The sequence below is a fragment of the Nonomuraea sp. NPDC049400 genome, assembly GCF_044466425.1.
Taxonomy (GTDB): domain Bacteria; phylum Actinomycetota; class Actinomycetes; order Streptosporangiales; family Streptosporangiaceae; genus Nonomuraea.
Genome location: NZ_JBITMP010000006.1, coordinates 314335 through 328850 on the forward strand (window position 1 = coordinate 314335; position 14516 = coordinate 328850).

Here is a 14516-nt window from a genome sequence, read left to right on the forward strand (position 1 = left end):
GGACCCCGGATTCCGCCTGCGCGGGGTCCGGGAACAGGAGTGCTAGGCGGACACCGACGCGGCGCCGCGGCGGCGGCTCAGCACGCCGTCGAGGGCCAGCGCGCCGCCGCCCGTGAAGCCGATGGCCAGGCTGGCCGCCGCCAGCGCCAGGACGAACTCGTAGCCGCCCTCGCCGGCGCTGAAGCCGGACGCGCCGTGCACGAACACGATGGCGCCCACCATGTCGATGGCCAGCAGCGTGCCCACGATCGGCAGCGCGGCGCCGAGGATCAGCGCCAGGCCGCCGACCACCTCCAGCACCGCCACCGCCGGGGCGGCCACGGAGGCCAGCGGGATGCCCGCTGACTCGAAGAACTTGGCCGTGCCCGCGATGCCCATGGTCGCGAACTTCTGGTAGCCGTGCACGAGGAAGATCACTCCGATGGCGATCCTCGCGAGCAAAAGGGCGACGGGGCGCGCCTGGTCGAACATTCGATCTCCTTGAGAGTCATTCAGATTTGAACAACCACCCTAGCCGAATGTTCAAATCTGAACAACACTGTAGAATGAGCTGGTGACGGACGACCCCCGATGGCTGGACGAGACGGAGATGGCGGCCTGGCGCGCCTTCCTGTCCACTTCCCACCTGCTCGAGCGGCGGATCGAGGAGCAGCTCAAGGCCTCTGCCGGGCTGACGCACCCGCAGTACGAGATCCTGGTGCGGCTCGCCGAAGCCCCCGGACGTCAGATGCGCATGACCGAGCTGTCCAGGGGCGCCGTGGTGACGAAGAGCGCGCTGACGTACCAGATCACCCAGCTCGAGAAGGCGGGCCTGGTGGAACGCGCCACCTGCCCCAGCGACGAGCGCGGCGTGCTGGCGGTGCTCACCGACGCGGGCATGCGCTGCCTGGAACAGGTGGCGCCGGGGCATGTGGAGGTCGTGCGCGAATATCTGATCGACCGGCTCAGCCGTGAGGAACTGCAGGCGATGACCACGGCCATGCAGAAGACCGAGGCGGTGCTGCGCGCCTCCGGGTGAGGTCAGCTCTTGGCGGCAGCCGCGCGCGCGGCGCGCTCCATCTCGACCCGCGCGCTGGCGGCGTACTTGTCGACGTATTCCTGCCCGGACAGCTCCATCAGCGCGTACATGATCTCGTCGGTCACGGCGCGCAGCACCAGCCGGTCGTCCTCCATCCCGTAGTAGCGGGAGAAGTCGAGCGGCTTGCCGAACTTGACCCCGGGCCGGATCCCGAGCTTGGGCAGCGGCCGTCCCGGCGGCATCATCTCGTACGTGTTGACCATGGCCCACGGGATGACCGGCGCCCGTGACTCCAGGGCGAGCCGGGCCACGCCGGTCTTGCCCTTGTAGAGCCGCCCGTCGGGCGAACGGGTGCCCTCGGGGTAGATGCCGAGGATCTGCCCCTCGCGCAGGATGCGCAGCCCGGTGCGGAGCGCCGCCTCGCTGGCCTTGCCGCCCGAGCGGTCGATCGGCACCGTGCCGACGCCGCTGAAGAACAGGCGGGTGAAGAAGCCCTTGACGCCGCGCCCGGTGAAGTAGTCGGCCTTGCCGAGCGAGATGACCTTGCGGCGGATCTGCAGCGGGCCGAAGAAGTGGTCGGCGAACGACAGATGGTTGCCGGCCAGGATCACGGGCCCTTGCTTGGGCACGTTTTCCGCGCCCTCCGTCCACGGCCGGAAGACGGCGAGGAGGAACGGACCCAAGATGGCCTTGACCACCCAGTAGAACACCCCGGCACCTCTTCTCCAGCACGTTTCGGGCGACCATAGTCATCTTCCCATCCCGAGCGCCATGCTCCTACATCAGCTCTCGCACAAACACCCCGGAACGTGCGACGATCGGGCAGTTCCGGGATGAAATTCCGTCAAGGAGCTGTTATGCCGCTCATGCCAGGCGCGGAGCCCTACCACCACGACGGAGGCCAGATCGGTGTGCTGCTCTGCCATGGGTTCACCGGCACCCCGCAGTCGCTGCGGCCGTGGGGGGAGTTCCTTGCCGCGCATGGGGTGAGCGTCTCGCTGCCCCGCCAGCCCGGGCACGGCACCACGTGGCAGGAGATGAACAGGACGCGCTGGGAGGACTGGTACGCCGAGGTGGAGAAGGCGTTCGCGGATCTCCAGGGACGCTGCCAGAATGTGTTCGTGGCGGGGCTGTCGATGGGCGGCTGCCTGGCGCTGCGCCTCGCCGAGGTGCACGGTTCGGCGATCAGCGGCGTGGTGGCGGTCAACCCGTCGATCGCCAACGACGTGCCGCTGCTCAAGCTCGCTCCGCTGATCAAGTGGTTCGTGCCGTCGGTGGCCGGCGTCGCGAACGACGTCAAGAAGCCCGGCGTGACCGAGCTGGCCTACGCCCGCACCCCCGTGAAGGCGGCCGCGTCGCTGCCCGCGCTATGGTCGCTGGTGCAGGCGGACCTGGCGAAGGTGACACAGCCGCTGCTGGTTTTCCACAGCGCGGAGGACCACGTGGTCAAGCCGACGAGCGTGGCGATCATCCGCGAGAAGGTCCCGCAGGCCACGATCGAGGAGCTTACCGATAGCTACCATGTTGCGACGCTTGACAACGATGCCGACAGGATCTTTGCCGGTAGCCTCGACTTCATCCGGACACATGCCTCGGTACCCTTGCAGAGGGACTGATCGCACCCAGGGGGAAGTCGCGATCGCTGTGGAGAGGCCCATCTAGGTGACGCCCCAGAGTGAGGACGAGGTCTGGCGTCAGATCGTCGCGTCCTTCAACGACACCGCCGAGCGTGACTCGGCCGACCAGCCATGGCCGGACAGCGAGAACGTCCCCCCCGAGCCCACCCGCCGGGTGGTGAAACCCTCGGAGGAGCCCGAGCCCGACGAGGACTCCGCCGAGGAGGAGCAGGAGGGCGAGGAGGGCCACTTCGAGCCGCCCCCGCCGCCTCCGCTGCCCAAGCTCGACCTGCCGACCAAGCTGGCGTGGGTGGCGCTGTTCGGCGGGCCCGCGTACCTTCTGGTCGCCGCGATGGCGAGCTGGCACATGGAGGGCTGGGCGCTGTTCACGGCGGTGGCGGCGTTCATCGGCGGGTTCGTGGCACTGGTCGTGCGCATGGGCGACGGTCCGCCCAACGACTCGGGCTGGGACGACGGCGCCGTCCTGTGACCGCGCGCCGGCGGCACGGCGCCGCCGCAACCAGACGCCCCTAGGAACGGCGCATCAGAGCGACCCCACCACAACGAGACGCCCGTAGGAACGGCGCATCAGAGCGACCTCGCCGCGACGAGACGCCCACACCGGCTGTGGCTGAGGTCCCTCTGAGGCGGGAAACGGGAACGGCGCATCGCAGCCGCCACCGCCGCGAGCCCCCGAGGGACCTCAGCCCACGACGGAGCGGCGGAGCCGGGACCACCCCGAGGAGGTGGGGGCGTCAGGACTTCGAGGTGACGCTCTTGGGCGCGAACGACTCGACCACGTCGGTATAGCGGTCTCGGGTGTCGACCGCGTGCCCCACACCCCACACCGCGCCCTTGCCGGCGAGGTAGGCCACCGCCTGGAGCCGTACGCTGCTCCTGTCCTTCTGGGCGCCGCCCCGGATGGTCTCGCAGTCGCCCTTCTCGCACCGCATCATGAACGGCTCCGTGGCCCGCGACGGATCGTAGCCGGCCAGCCAGTAGCGGCCCTTGCCGTCGCCGGTCACGCCGTAGAGCCGGGCGTCGGAGTCGGAGTCGGGCAGCGGCTGCTGGTGCCAGCGCTTGCCGTTCCAGACCAGCATGAGGGGCGAGATGTCGCCAGGCCCGCGGTAGACGCCGCCGACGGCCACCGCCCGCTTGGCGCTGTCTGCCTGCACGTCACGCAGGTAGCCCCCGGGGATCGAGGGCACCGGCATGGACTTCCACGACCCGCCCGAGTAGTGCACGATCAGCGGCGCGGAGCCCGTGTCACCGACGGCGAACCCGCCGGCCACCGCGTAGAGCGCGCCCTCCTCCTTGGTCTGCTGCACGGTCCAGGAGTTGCCCTGGCCGGTGAGGATGAGCCCCTGCTTGTCGCGGCTGCCGACCGCGACGATCCGCCCCGACTTGGCGTCGACGCCGCCGAGCCAGTCTCCTGCCCGCAGCCCTTGGGGCCTGACCCGGTCGAACCCCGTGACATCGCCGTGGGCGATGTACGGCAGCCCGTCGTGCCCGTCGCCGACCGCCCACACGTCGGACGCGGAGCCGGCGGCCAGCCCGCGCAGGTTTCCCGCGGACGCGGCGTCGCGGACGGGCACCTCGGACCAGTCGCTGCCGTCCCAGTGGCGGATGGTGCCGCGATTTTTCCAGACGTCCCAGATCTGCTGCTGGCCGACGGCCCACACGTCGCTGGAGGAGACGGCGAGCACGTCGGAGAGCGAGCCGTCGGCCTGGAGGCGCACGCTGGTCGACTGCTGCCACGCCTCTATCGTGGCGGGCCGGCGAGGTTCGGCATGCGCGGCGGGCGTGACCTGCGTCAAGGCCACGGACGTCGCCAAGATCAAGGAGAGCGCACGCCGCTGAGAGCGACGGGTCATGAGCAAATGCTACGGGCTGGGGGGCACGTCTTGCCCGTTAGTGCCCAACTCGCAACTCTGCGATAACGGGCAGATGGTCGCTGGCCTCGGCCAGATCGGCGATCGGGGCGTCGGCTCCCCCGCACGACACGACACGCAGGTCGCGCGCGGCGAACACGGCGTCGATGCGGAGCGCGGGCCGGGCGGCCGTGAACGTCAGCCCGTCGCCCTTGGGGGCCACGGCGTAGCAGTCGGCCAGCAGCGCGGCGAGAAAGCGCCAGGCGGGCTGGTGCGCCTGCTCGTTGAGGTCGCCGCAGAGCACGATCGTCGCCCCGAAGCGGCCGGCCGCCCGTTCCAGCAGCGCCACGGCCTCGGCGGCGTGGTGCACCCTGGCCGGGTCGTTCAGATCCAGGTGGAGGGAGCCGACCGCCAGGCGGGCCCCGTCCACGTCCACCACGGCGAGCGCGAGCCCGCGGCGCTCCAGCCCGGCGAAGAACCGCAGCGTGTGGCTCTCGGCGTGCAGCACCCTGACGCGCGGGCCGGTGAACACGGCCACGCCGCCCACCCTGCCGGGGGTGGCCACCCGCATGCCCGCCGCGGCGGCCAGGGCCCTGCGCCGCCACTTCCTGAGCCTCGGCGCCTCCTGCACGCAGAGCACGTCGGCGCGCATGGCGGTGATCACCCGGGTCAACGCGGGCACGCTGTCACGCATCCCGCGTACGTTGTAGGTGGCGACCCTGATCGTCAGCGCTGCCTGGCCAGGTCGGCGGCGCCCACCACCCCTGCGGAGGCGCCCAGCTCGGCCAGCCTGATCTCGGCGAGCGGCCGGTGGCCGCGGCCGGTCAGCCGCTCGGCGAAGGCCTGGCGCGCCCGGTCGATGAACAGGTCGGCGGCACGGGAGACGCCGCCGCCCACGATGAAGCAGCCGGGGTCGAGGACGCCGGCCAGGTCGGCCATGCCCTGGCCGAGCCAGTCGGCCAGGCTGGCGAACGCGGCCAGCGAGGCCTCGTCGCCCAGCCGCGCGGCCTTGGTCACCTCCTCGCCCTCGATCTTGCCGCCGGCCAGCCCGAGCAGGATCTTCGCCTGCTCCGGGTGCGCCTCGGCGATCTCCCTGGCGTCCTTGACGAGGGCCTGGCCGCTGGCGTACTGCTCCCAGCAGCCGACGTTGCCGCAGCCGCACTGGCGCCCTCCGGGCAGGACCTGCATGTGCCCCAGCTCGGCGCCCATGCCCCAGCGGCCGCGGTAGAGTGCGCCGTCGAAGACCAGGCCGCCGCCGATGCCGGTGCCGAGCGTGATGCAGACCACGTGGGACTGGCCCCGCCCGGCGCCGAACCTGGACTCGCCCCAGGCCATGGCGTTGGCGTCGTTCTCGATCACGACCGGCAGCCCGACGAGGCCGCTGATCTTCTTCTGCAGCGGCTCCTCGCGCCAGGCGAGGTTGGGGGCGAAGCGCACGATCGAACGGGTCTCGTCGACGAACCCGGCGGCGCCGACCCCGACGGCCTCGATGGCCCTGCCCGCGCTCAGCTCGCGAACGACGTCGGCCACCGTCTCGGCCACCAGGTCGGGGCGGTCGGCGGCGGTGGGCCTGAGCGTGTGTTCGACGATCTCGCCCTTGTCGTCGACCACACCGGCGGCCACCTTGGTCCCGCCGATATCGACACCGATCGTGAGCATTGCCCCGCTTCTCCCTATCCCAGATCTATGTGTTCCACGTTGTCGTGGCGGTCCCGCCGATCGCGGTCGTCGCGCGGCCCGCGGGGGGCGGGCTTGCTCAACGCGTCGATCGCGCCACGGAACGCGGCGAACAGCTCGCCGCCCGCGGCCATCAGGTGCCCCGTCACGTCGCCGCCCGACTCACGCTGCGCCGCGATGGCCCGGCACCACGGGCAGGCGCGGCAGATGTACTCGTCGTGGGACTCGGACACGGCCTCCTCCCACACGTCTCGTTCCCTGCGGCCGCCGCCGGTGAACGAGTTGAACACGCTCTTGCCGACCTGGCGGGTCGCCCGCCCCTGGATCGACTCGAACAGCTTGCGCGCCTCGTCGGCGACGGTGCCGATCGGGTCTTTGTCGTTGCCGTTGTTGCTCTCGGTCATGGGCCCTCCCTGCGTATGGGTCGCTCATCCTCCTCAACTCATCAGGTTGCGGATTCGCTCCCCGGGCTGAAACCTACCCGCAGCACGCCGTCCCGGAGCGCGGCTCCACTGATCTTCCTTCGGGACAGCGCCGTGGGCAGCGCCAGGATCCTCCGGTACGGCCCGGCCGTGACGATCAGCTCGTCGCCCTTACGGGCCAGGTCGACGTCGCCGCGGTCGGCGCCGGGCAGGGCGAGCACCAGCTCGTCCGCGCTCATCCGCAGCGGCGGCTCGACGGCGTGTGCGGCGAACGGGTCGCACTCGCCGTACATCGCCTCGCCCACCGAGGCCAGCACGTCCTTGCCGACGGGCTCGGCGGGCAGGTAGGGGACGACATGGATGGGCAGCGGGGCGAACGACTGCTCAGCCTCGGTCAGGAGTCTGGACTGCGCCGCCGCCCACTGGGCGCGCCACTCGTCGGCGCCGCCGGTGGGGAAGACCCGGTTGGCGATGACGGCGTCGACGCGGTAGCCGTACAGGCTGAGTGAGGTGAGGGTGCGCCTGGCCTCGGCGAGCACCACGGACTCCGGCGTGAGCACCAGCCGCACGGAGGCGTGGTCGCCGGTGAGCAGCTCGCGCACCTCCATGAGGCCGCGGTGCAGGCGTTCGCCCGCGCTCATGACCTCCTCGCCGGGCGCGCTGACGTGAGCCACGCTGCGCACGAACGGCGAGACCAGCCGCACGAGCTTGCGGCCGACCGGCAGCAGCCTGCTGACGTGCCAGTCGAGCGCCTCGGGCAGGGCCAGCAACCGCAGCGTCTCGGCGGTGGGCGCGCAGTCGACCACGATCACGTCCCAGCGGCCCTCGCGGGCGTGCTCGCGCAGCTCGAGCAGGGCGATGAGCTCCTCGGCGCCGGGCAGCACGGTGATCTCCTCGGAGGTGATCTCGTCGAGGCCCAGCTCGCTCAGCACCCCCTTGGCGTACTGCTGCAGCTCGCCCCAGTGGCGCTCCATCGACTTCTGCGTGTCGACCTGGTGGAGGTGGAGGCCCGGCGCGATCTCGCCGGGCTCGACGGCGAGCGCGTCGGCCAGCGAGTGCGCGGTGTCGGTCGAGACGACCAGCGTCTTGAGCCCGCGTTTGGCGGCGAGCGTGGCCGTGGCGGCGGCGACCGTGGTCTTGCCGACGCCGCCCTTTCCGGTGAAGAGCAGGACCCGGGGACTCAACTCAGCGGCCTTCGACGCGCTTCTTGAGGCCCTTGAGCGCGGTGTCCACGATCACCTTCTCCGCCTTGCGCTTGATCATGCCGATCATGGGGACGCTGAGATCGACCGTGAGCTCGTACGTCACCTCCGTGCCACTGCCCGTGTCGGCGAGCCGGTAACTCCCGCGGAGATCGGAGACCATCTTCCCCGGCTCGACCACGCTCCAGCTCACGCCGTCGTCGCCCTGCCAGGTGTAGCCGAGGGTGTAGGTGTCGCTGATCATCCCGGCGTCGAGGACGAACCGCACCGTCTCCGGTCTGCCGTCGCCGTCGCTCGTGAGGACCTCGGCGCTCTTGACCTGTCCGGCCCACTCCGGATAGGAGGGGAAGTCCGCGATCACTGCCATGACCTCGGGCCGGCCTGCGCTGATGGTGGTGCTCGAAGTGGTGCGATCAGCCATGCGACCACCGTAGTGCAGAATCCGCTACTTGCGGTGGACCGCTGCACGCGGCCCACCGTAGTGCAGAATCCGCTACTTGCGGTGGACCGCTGCACGCGGCCCACCGTAGTGCACAACCCGCGACTTGCGGCGGACCGCTCGACAGAGGGCCGCTTGGGTCACCACTCGAGGACGAACGGAACGCCCTTCCCCCGGAAATGGCCCACGTTCACGCATTCGGTGCGGCCGATGCGGGTGCGTGCGTGCAGCGGGTTGTGGACGTGGCCGAACAGGGCATAGCGCGGCTGCGTACGCCTGATCGCCGCCAGCGTGGCCTCGCTGCCGCGTTCGAACCTCCTGGCCACGACGTCGTAGAGCAGTTCGGGCACGGCCGGCGGGATGTGGCAGCACAGCACGTCGACCTCGCCGACCGCCTCCACCTTGGCCGCGTACTCCTCGTCGCCGATCTCGTACGGCGTGCGGTAAGGCGTCTGGAGCCCTCCGCCCACGAACCCGAACCGCAGGCCGCCGATCTCCACCACCTGCCCGTCGAGCACGTGGAGGCCGGGCCTGAGGTAGTCGCCCCACAGGCGCGGCAGGTCCACGTTGCCGTACGTGAGGTAGGCCGGGGTCGGCATGGCGGCGAAGAGGATCTCGTACTGGGAACGCACGTGGCGTTCGATGTGCTCGCGCGGGTCGCCGTCGAGCGTGGCCCACAGGCGCGCCGACATGGCCCTGGCCTCGTCGAACCGCTTGGCCGTGCGCAGCGCGATGAACTCCGCGGCCTGCTCGGCGCCGAACAGGTCGGGGAAGATGCCCTGCGCGTGGTCGTCGTAGTCGATGAAGAGGATCAGATCGCCCAGGCAGATCAGCGCGTCCGCGCCGTCGCCCGCCCTGGCCAGCGCGTCGGCTCTGCCGTGGACGTCGCTGACGACATGGACCTTCATGGGGCAGATCCTATTCACCATGGCTGCTAGCGTGAGCGTTAAGACTACCCGTCCGTAACTTGACGCGGTAACGTCCAGGCGGTCCCCGAAGAGGAGTTTGATCCGTGCGCGAGTACAGCGTTCCCGTCCTGGTCGATGTGCCTGCTTCCGCCAGCCTGTCCGACATCGTCTTCAGGCGGGCCGAGCAGGAGCCGGGCGCCGTGGTGATGCGCCGCAAGACCGGCGATGGATGGCCGGTGGTCACCGCGTCGGAGTTCCGCGACCAGGTGGTCGAGGTGGCCAAGGGGATGGTCGCGGCGGGGATCTCGCACGGCGACCGGGTCGCGCTGATGTCGCGCACCCGGTACGAGTGGACGCTGATCGACTACGCCATCTGGACGATCGGGGCGGTCACCGTGCCGATCTACGAGACGTCGTCGGCCGAGCAGGTCCGGTGGATCCTGTCGGACAGCGAGGCCAAGGCGGTGTTCGTCGAGCTGGACGAGCACGAGGAGACCGTCAGGGAGGCCGCGCCCGAGCTGAAGCCGGTCTGGCGGATCGACGGCGCCCTGGACCCGGGCGACGTCTCCGACGCCGACGTGGACCAGCGGCGCGAGCAGGTGGTCTGCGCCGACCTCGCCACGGTCGTCTACACCTCGGGCACCACCGGACGCCCCAAGGGCTGCCGCGTCACCCACGACAACCTGCTCTTCACCGCGCTCAACGTGCTGCGCGGCCCGCTGGAGCCGCTGTTCGACACCAAGGACCCGGCGGCCCTGCTGTTCCTGCCGCTCGCGCACATCCTCGCCCGGATCATCCAGGTGGTCCTGATCGAGGCGGGCGCAGTCATCGCGCACACCCCGAACATGAAGAACGTCGCCCCCGACCTGCAGGACTTCAAGCCCACGTTCCTGCTGGGCGTGCCCCGCGTGTTCGAGAAGGTCTACAACGGCGCCGAGCAGAAGGCCATCGCGGGCGGCAAGGGCAAGATCTTCGCCCGCGCCGTGGACGTGGCGATGGCCTCGAGCCGCCTCTCCGCCACCGGCGCGCCGCTCGGGCTCCGGCTGAAGCACGCACTGTTCGACCGGCTGGTGTACACCAAGCTCCGGGCGGCCACGGGCGGTCGCCTCTCGGCGGCGGTCTCCGGCGGCGGCGCGCTGGGCGAGCGGCTCGGCCACTTCTTCAGGGGCGTCGGCATCGAGGTGTTCGAGGGGTACGGCCTGACGGAGACCACCGGGCCGTGCACGGTCAACATGCCGTACGCCAACAAGATCGGCACCGTCGGCAAGCCGCTGCCCGGCGTTACCCTGCGCATCGCCGACGACGGGGAGATCCTGGCCAAGGGCAGGAACGTCTTCCCCGGCTACTGGAAGAACGACGAGGCCACCGCCGACGTGATCGACGCCGACGGCTGGTTCCACACGGGCGACATCGGCGAGCTGGACGCCGACGGCTACCTGAAGATCACGGGTCGCAAGAAGGAGATCCTGGTGACCGCGGCGGGCAAGAACGTCGCCCCCGGGCCGCTGGAGGACGCGCTGCGCGCCCACCCGCTGATCTCCCAGGCCATGATCGTCGGCGACGGGCGCCCGTTCGTCGCCGCCCTGATCACGCTCGATCCCGAGGCACTGCCCGCCGGCGCCTCCGTGGCGGAGCTGCGCGAGGATCCCGCGGTGCTGGCGGACGTCCAGGCGGCGGTCGACCGGGCGAACCTGCAGGTGTCGAAGGCCGAGCAGATCAAGAAGTTCACGATCCTGGACGGCGACATCACCGAGGACAGCGGGCACCTGACGCCCACGCTGAAGGTCAAGCGCAACCTCGTCCTGCGCGACTTCGCCAAGGAGATCGACGAGCTCTACGACGGCAAGTAGCCGAGGTCAGGCGGCGCCCGCGAGAGCGGTCGCCGCGAGGAGCGCGGCGAGCGCGTCCCTGGTCGCCTGCAGCTCGGTGAGCTGCTCGTCCAGGCTCGTGAGCCGCCCCTGCAGATGTCCGAGTGTGCAGGCGTCGAGCACGTCGCCGGACCCGGACACGCACGGCAGCACGTCCCTGATGACCTTCGTCGGCAGCCCGGCGGCGAGGAGGGTCCGGATGCGCCGCACCACGACGGGAGCGTCATCGCCGTAACGGCGGTGACCGCCGTCCCCGCGGTGCGTGGTCAGCAGCCCCTGCTCCTCGTAATAGCGCAGAAGCCGCGGGCTGACCCCCGTCTCCCGGGACAGCTCCCCGATCTTCATGTGACGCTCCTCACAGGCACTTGAATCTCACATCCATGTGAGCTTTTAGCGTGGCGGCCATGAGAGAAATTCCTCGCGAAACCTTTTCCCTTGGCGGCGACCTCACCCTGAACAGGATCGGATACGGGGCGATGCGGCTGGCCGACGGCCCCGAGCCCGCCCGTTCCGCCATGGAGGCGCACATCTGGCGCGCCCCCGCCGACCGCGCGGGCGCCATCGCGCTCCTGCGCAGAGCCGTGGAGCTGGGCGTCGACCTGATCGACACGGCCGACGCCTACACCTTGGGCGCCAACGAGGAGCTGATCGCCGAGGCGCTGCACCCGTACCGGGGGAACGTCACGGTGGCCACCAAGGTCGGCGTGGTACGTCCTTCGCCCACCGAATGGGTGACCCACGGCCACCCCGCCTACCTGCGCCAGCAGGCCGAGCTGGGCCTGCGGCGGCTGCGGGTGGAGCGGATCGACCTGCTCCAGCTCCACCGGATCGACCCCGGCTACCCGCTCGCCGACCAGATCGGGGCGCTCAAGCAGCTCAGGGACGAGGGCAAGGTACGCCACATCGGCCTGTCGGAGGTCAGCGTGGACGAACTGCGCCAGGCGTCGGAGATCACGCCGATCGCCAGCGTCCAGAACATGTACAACCTGGCCACCCGCCAGCACGAGCCCGTGGTCGACTACACGGCCGAGCACGGGATCGCGTTCCTGCCCTACTTCCCCATCGCCGCCGGCTCCCATGCCGGCTCGGGGAGCCCGCTGGCGGAGGTGGCGGCGGAGATCGGCGTCACGCCGGCGCAGGCGTCGCTGGCCTGGCTCCTGCACCGCTCCCCCACAGTGATCCCGATCCCTGGCACGTCCTCTATCGCCCATCTTGAGGAGAATGTGGCCGCAATTTCGGTCAAGCTGACCGACGATCAATACGACAGATTGTCCGGCGCGGTCTGAAAAAGCGGTGGCCGCCCACGAAGAATTGCCGCCACGACATTGGTTGATTGTTTCTGATTTATCCCTCCACAAGCCGTCTGAGCAGGGGAATCTCCTTTCGATTTCGGCTTGTGGGCGGCTACCTGCGGGGTATCCTCATGGCAAAGAAAGGGGGACCGGAGATCCCTAACATCCCCGGTCCCTTACCCCAAGGTAAGGGAGATCTCCTTGAGCATCAAGGATGCCTGCGACAAGCTCGCCGCCACGATCCAGAACGAACTGGTCCAGACCCGAGCGGACATGGGCGAGCTAGGGCAGGACCTCACGGAGCGCATCAACGGCGTGGCCGACCGCGTCAAGGATCTCGACTCCAAGGTGAGCACGAGGTTCATGATGGTGGAGCTCAAACTCGCGAACATGCAGGAAACCCAGAAGGGCATGCAGGACTCCATGCGCGCCATGCAGGAGTCCCAGAAGACCATGCAGGAGTCCCAGAAGACCATGCAGGACTCCATGCACGCCATGCAGACGACCCAACTGGAGATGATGAGCGTCCTCGTCGCCATCCAGCGCAAGCTGGACGTCAACTAACCCCAAGCCGGAGAGCGGGCCCGTGCCGGGACGGGCCCGCTCTTTTCATGTCCACCAGCGGGTGAAAGAACCCAACAGGTTCCGACACGGTAAGCCGCCGACACCGGCTCACCACAACTGGCGGGACGCGCATCCGCCATCCCTGCTGGGGACCGCCGCGTTCGGCGTGCCCACCACGCTCGTCGGGTGCGGCTCGAGGCAGCACCCCCGGCCCAGGAGCGGCGCGCGCCCTCGCGGCGCCCGGTGCGGCCGCTGCGGATCCTGCTGCACGCCTTCCTGATGCTGGTGGCCCTGGGCTGGTTGCTGCCGCTCATCCTGGCCGTCTACGCGTCGCTGCGCCCGTACGAGGAGACCGCTCGCCTGGGGTACTTCTCGCTGCCCAAACACGTCAGCTCGACTACTACGGGCAGGCGTAGTTGTTCACGGCGTTCGTCATCGCGCGGCTGCGCGTTCCCGGGCGGAAGGCGCTGCTGATCGTGTTCACCGCCGGAAACCTGCCGCCGCAGGTCCTCATCACCCTCCACACCCTCGTGACGCTGGTGGCCACCAAGGGCTAGAGGAGAGTGTGGAAGCGGGCGGCCACGTGGTCCCACGCCCATTCGCGGGCGATCCAGTCGCGCCCGCCCGCGCCCATCTTGCGGGCCTTCTCGGGGTCGCTCAGCAGCTCGACGATCGCCTGGGCGACCTCGCCCGCGTCCTCGCCGTCCACGACCAGCCCCGTCTCGCCGGGCCGCACGGCGTCGGGCGCGCCGCCGGACGCGCCCGCCACCACCGGCAGCCCGGTGGCGGACGCCTCCAGGAACACGATCCCGAGCCCCTCCACGTCCACCCCCTTCCACCGGGTACGGCACGGCATCGCGAACACGTCGGCGGCGGCGTAGTAGCCGGGCAGGCCCGCGGCGGGCACCGTGCCGGTGAACCTGATCGACTCCTGCCCGCCCGCCAGCCGTTCCAGTGTCCTGCGGTGGGGGCCGCCGCCCACGAGCAGCAGCACCGCGTCCGGCACCGCCCGCAGCACCTCGGGCCAGGCCCTGATGAGCTGGTCCTGGCCCTTCCTCGGCACCAGCCGCGACACGCAGACGACCACCGGCCTGCTGTCGAGGCCCAGCTCGGCCTTCGGGGCGTCGGGGCGGAACTGGGTGACGTCCACGCCGGGCGCGAGCCGTACCAGCTTGTCGGGGGGGATGGCGGCGACCAGGCGCCGGCGCGTGTACTCGCCCAGGTAAGTGACCACGTCGGCGTGCGCGCCGATCCTGCGCAGCGCCGCGCGGAAGCCCGGCGCGCTCGCCCACGACGCCTCGTGGCCGTGCGTGAGCATCACCACGCGCCGCGCGCCCGCCGCGCGCAGGCGCGGCGCGAGCAGGCCGAGCGGCGCCGCCGCGCCGAACACCACGGTCTGCGCGCCGTGCTCGGCCACCAGCCGCGCCGCCCGGCGCGCGACGGCGGGGGTCGGCAACATGAGCCGCGTCGGATGCCGCACGATCGGGTACGGCTGGCGCTCGTCGAACTCCTCGCAGCCCGGCCAGGCGGGCGCGTAGACGGCCACGCCCGGCGTTCGCAGGGCGAGGCCGTGCACGAACGACTGGATGCCGCCGGGCCTGGGCGGGAAGTCGTTCGTGACGATGAGCACCTTGGGCAC

At 70.4% G+C, this 14516-nt stretch carries 18 protein-coding genes; 7 read left to right on the forward strand and 11 right to left on the reverse strand.

Annotated elements, in window-relative coordinates; translation table 11 throughout:
* Window positions 1–42: 42 nt before the first annotated feature.
* Complete coding sequence (locus ACIBVN_RS11465) at window positions 43–471, reverse strand: DoxX family protein (protein ID WP_397135139.1); 429 nt, start codon at window positions 469–471, stop codon at window positions 43–45.
* An 82-nt stretch (window positions 472–553) separates the two neighbouring features.
* On the opposite strand from ACIBVN_RS11465, the gene ACIBVN_RS11470 reads away from it, so the two are divergent.
* A complete protein-coding gene (locus tag ACIBVN_RS11470; protein ID WP_397135141.1) occupies window positions 554–1018 on the forward strand; it encodes a MarR family winged helix-turn-helix transcriptional regulator in 465 nt (154 codons plus the stop codon).
* A gap of 2 nt (window positions 1019–1020) precedes the next feature.
* On the opposite strand, the gene ACIBVN_RS11475 is transcribed toward ACIBVN_RS11470, so the two are convergent.
* Window positions 1021–1728 (reverse strand): lysophospholipid acyltransferase family protein, encoded by a 708-nt coding sequence (locus tag ACIBVN_RS11475; RefSeq protein ID WP_397135143.1) that lies wholly within the window; start codon window positions 1726–1728, stop codon window positions 1021–1023.
* A gap of 147 nt (window positions 1729–1875) precedes the next feature.
* On the opposite strand from ACIBVN_RS11475, the gene ACIBVN_RS11480 reads away from it, so the two are divergent.
* Together ACIBVN_RS11480 and ACIBVN_RS11485 are read left to right on the forward strand one after the other, a co-directional pair.
* Window positions 1876–2634 carry an alpha/beta hydrolase gene (locus tag ACIBVN_RS11480; RefSeq protein ID WP_397135145.1) on the forward strand — a complete coding sequence of 253 codons (759 nt, stop codon included), beginning with the start codon at window positions 1876–1878 and terminating at the stop codon, window positions 2632–2634.
* 46 nt (window positions 2635–2680) lie between these two features.
* Complete coding sequence (locus ACIBVN_RS11485; protein ID WP_397135147.1) at window positions 2681–3124, forward strand: hypothetical protein; 444 nt, start codon at window positions 2681–2683, stop codon at window positions 3122–3124.
* A gap of 265 nt (window positions 3125–3389) precedes the next feature.
* Here ACIBVN_RS11485 and ACIBVN_RS11490 read toward each other — a convergent pair whose 3' ends face one another.
* The 7 genes from ACIBVN_RS11490 to ACIBVN_RS11520 all read right to left on the reverse strand — a co-directional run bounded on the left by ACIBVN_RS11490 (window position 3390) and on the right by ACIBVN_RS11520 (window position 9153).
* Complete coding sequence (locus tag ACIBVN_RS11490) at window positions 3390–4508, reverse strand: hypothetical protein (protein WP_397135149.1); 1119 nt, start codon at window positions 4506–4508, stop codon at window positions 3390–3392.
* A gap of 37 nt (window positions 4509–4545) precedes the next feature.
* Entirely contained in the window at window positions 4546–5199 is a 654-nt protein-coding gene (locus ACIBVN_RS11495) for an endonuclease/exonuclease/phosphatase family protein (RefSeq protein ID WP_397135151.1), read from the reverse strand.
* Window positions 5200–5231: 32 nt separating this feature from the next.
* Window positions 5232–6164: an ROK family glucokinase gene (locus tag ACIBVN_RS11500; protein WP_397135153.1), complete on the reverse strand. Its 933-nt coding sequence runs from the start codon at window positions 6162–6164 to the stop codon at window positions 5232–5234.
* Between the two features lie 14 nt (window positions 6165–6178).
* On the reverse strand, window positions 6179–6586 hold the full coding sequence (locus ACIBVN_RS11505; protein ID WP_397135155.1) for a DUF5304 family protein: 408 nt from the start codon (window positions 6584–6586) through the stop codon (window positions 6179–6181).
* Window positions 6587–6627: 41 nt separating this feature from the next.
* Window positions 6628–7788, reverse strand: a complete 1161-nt coding sequence (locus tag ACIBVN_RS11510) for an ArsA family ATPase (protein ID WP_397135157.1) — start codon at window positions 7786–7788, stop codon at window positions 6628–6630.
* A 1-nt stretch (window position 7789) separates the two neighbouring features.
* Window positions 7790–8227: an SRPBCC family protein gene (locus ACIBVN_RS11515; RefSeq protein ID WP_397135159.1), complete on the reverse strand. Its 438-nt coding sequence runs from the start codon at window positions 8225–8227 to the stop codon at window positions 7790–7792.
* Window positions 8228–8385: 158 nt separating this feature from the next.
* Window positions 8386–9153, reverse strand: a complete 768-nt coding sequence (locus ACIBVN_RS11520) for a metallophosphoesterase (RefSeq protein ID WP_397135161.1) — start codon at window positions 9151–9153, stop codon at window positions 8386–8388.
* Window positions 9154–9257: 104 nt separating this feature from the next.
* Here ACIBVN_RS11520 and ACIBVN_RS11525 point away from each other — a divergent pair, with 104 nt between their 5' ends.
* Window positions 9258–11003 carry an AMP-dependent synthetase/ligase gene (locus ACIBVN_RS11525; RefSeq protein WP_397135163.1) on the forward strand — a complete coding sequence of 582 codons (1746 nt, stop codon included), beginning with the start codon at window positions 9258–9260 and terminating at the stop codon, window positions 11001–11003.
* A 6-nt stretch (window positions 11004–11009) separates the two neighbouring features.
* Here ACIBVN_RS11525 and ACIBVN_RS11530 read toward each other — a convergent pair whose 3' ends face one another.
* Complete coding sequence (locus ACIBVN_RS11530; RefSeq protein ID WP_397135165.1) at window positions 11010–11366, reverse strand: MerR family transcriptional regulator; 357 nt, start codon at window positions 11364–11366, stop codon at window positions 11010–11012.
* A gap of 59 nt (window positions 11367–11425) precedes the next feature.
* Here ACIBVN_RS11530 and ACIBVN_RS11535 point away from each other — a divergent pair, with 59 nt between their 5' ends.
* The 3 genes from ACIBVN_RS11535 to ACIBVN_RS11545 all read left to right on the forward strand — a co-directional run bounded on the left by ACIBVN_RS11535 (window position 11426) and on the right by ACIBVN_RS11545 (window position 13434).
* Window positions 11426–12307 (forward strand): aldo/keto reductase, encoded by an 882-nt coding sequence (locus tag ACIBVN_RS11535; protein ID WP_397135167.1) that lies wholly within the window; start codon window positions 11426–11428, stop codon window positions 12305–12307.
* Between the two features lie 207 nt (window positions 12308–12514).
* Window positions 12515–12877: a hypothetical protein gene (locus ACIBVN_RS11540; protein ID WP_397135169.1), complete on the forward strand. Its 363-nt coding sequence runs from the start codon at window positions 12515–12517 to the stop codon at window positions 12875–12877.
* 416 nt (window positions 12878–13293) lie between these two features.
* Window positions 13294–13434: a hypothetical protein gene (locus ACIBVN_RS11545; RefSeq protein ID WP_397135171.1), complete on the forward strand. Its 141-nt coding sequence runs from the start codon at window positions 13294–13296 to the stop codon at window positions 13432–13434.
* Here the strand turns inward: ACIBVN_RS11545 and ACIBVN_RS11550 are convergent.
* A complete protein-coding gene (locus tag ACIBVN_RS11550) occupies window positions 13431–14516 on the reverse strand; it encodes a glycosyltransferase family 4 protein (RefSeq protein WP_397135321.1) in 1086 nt (361 codons plus the stop codon). The two genes, ACIBVN_RS11545 and ACIBVN_RS11550, sit on opposite strands and share 4 nt — an antisense overlap.

Bases quoted from the DNA above. Each gene is read 5' to 3' on its own strand.
- ACIBVN_RS11465 (WP_397135139.1), bottom strand. From the start codon at position 471: ATGTTCGACCAGGCGCGCCCCGTCGCCCTTTTGCTCGCGAGGATCGCC.
- ACIBVN_RS11480 (WP_397135145.1), top strand. From the start codon at position 1,876: ATGCCGCTCATGCCAGGCGCGGAGCCCTACCACCACGACGGAGGCCAG.
- ACIBVN_RS11490 (WP_397135149.1), bottom strand. From the start codon at position 4,508: ATGACCCGTCGCTCTCAGCGGCGTGCGCTCTCCTTGATCTTGGCGACG.
- ACIBVN_RS11495 (WP_397135151.1), bottom strand. From the start codon at position 5,199: ATGCGTGACAGCGTGCCCGCGTTGACCCGGGTGATCACCGCCATGCGC.
- ACIBVN_RS11500 (WP_397135153.1), bottom strand. From the start codon at position 6,164: ATGCTCACGATCGGTGTCGATATCGGCGGGACCAAGGTGGCCGCCGGT.
- ACIBVN_RS11505 (WP_397135155.1), bottom strand. From the start codon at position 6,586: ATGACCGAGAGCAACAACGGCAACGACAAAGACCCGATCGGCACCGTC.
- ACIBVN_RS11515 (WP_397135159.1), bottom strand. From the start codon at position 8,227: ATGGCTGATCGCACCACTTCGAGCACCACCATCAGCGCAGGCCGGCCC.
- ACIBVN_RS11520 (WP_397135161.1), bottom strand. From the start codon at position 9,153: ATGAAGGTCCATGTCGTCAGCGACGTCCACGGCAGAGCCGACGCGCTG.
- ACIBVN_RS11530 (WP_397135165.1), bottom strand. From the start codon at position 11,366: ATGAAGATCGGGGAGCTGTCCCGGGAGACGGGGGTCAGCCCGCGGCTT.
- ACIBVN_RS11535 (WP_397135167.1), top strand. From the start codon at position 11,426: ATGAGAGAAATTCCTCGCGAAACCTTTTCCCTTGGCGGCGACCTCACC.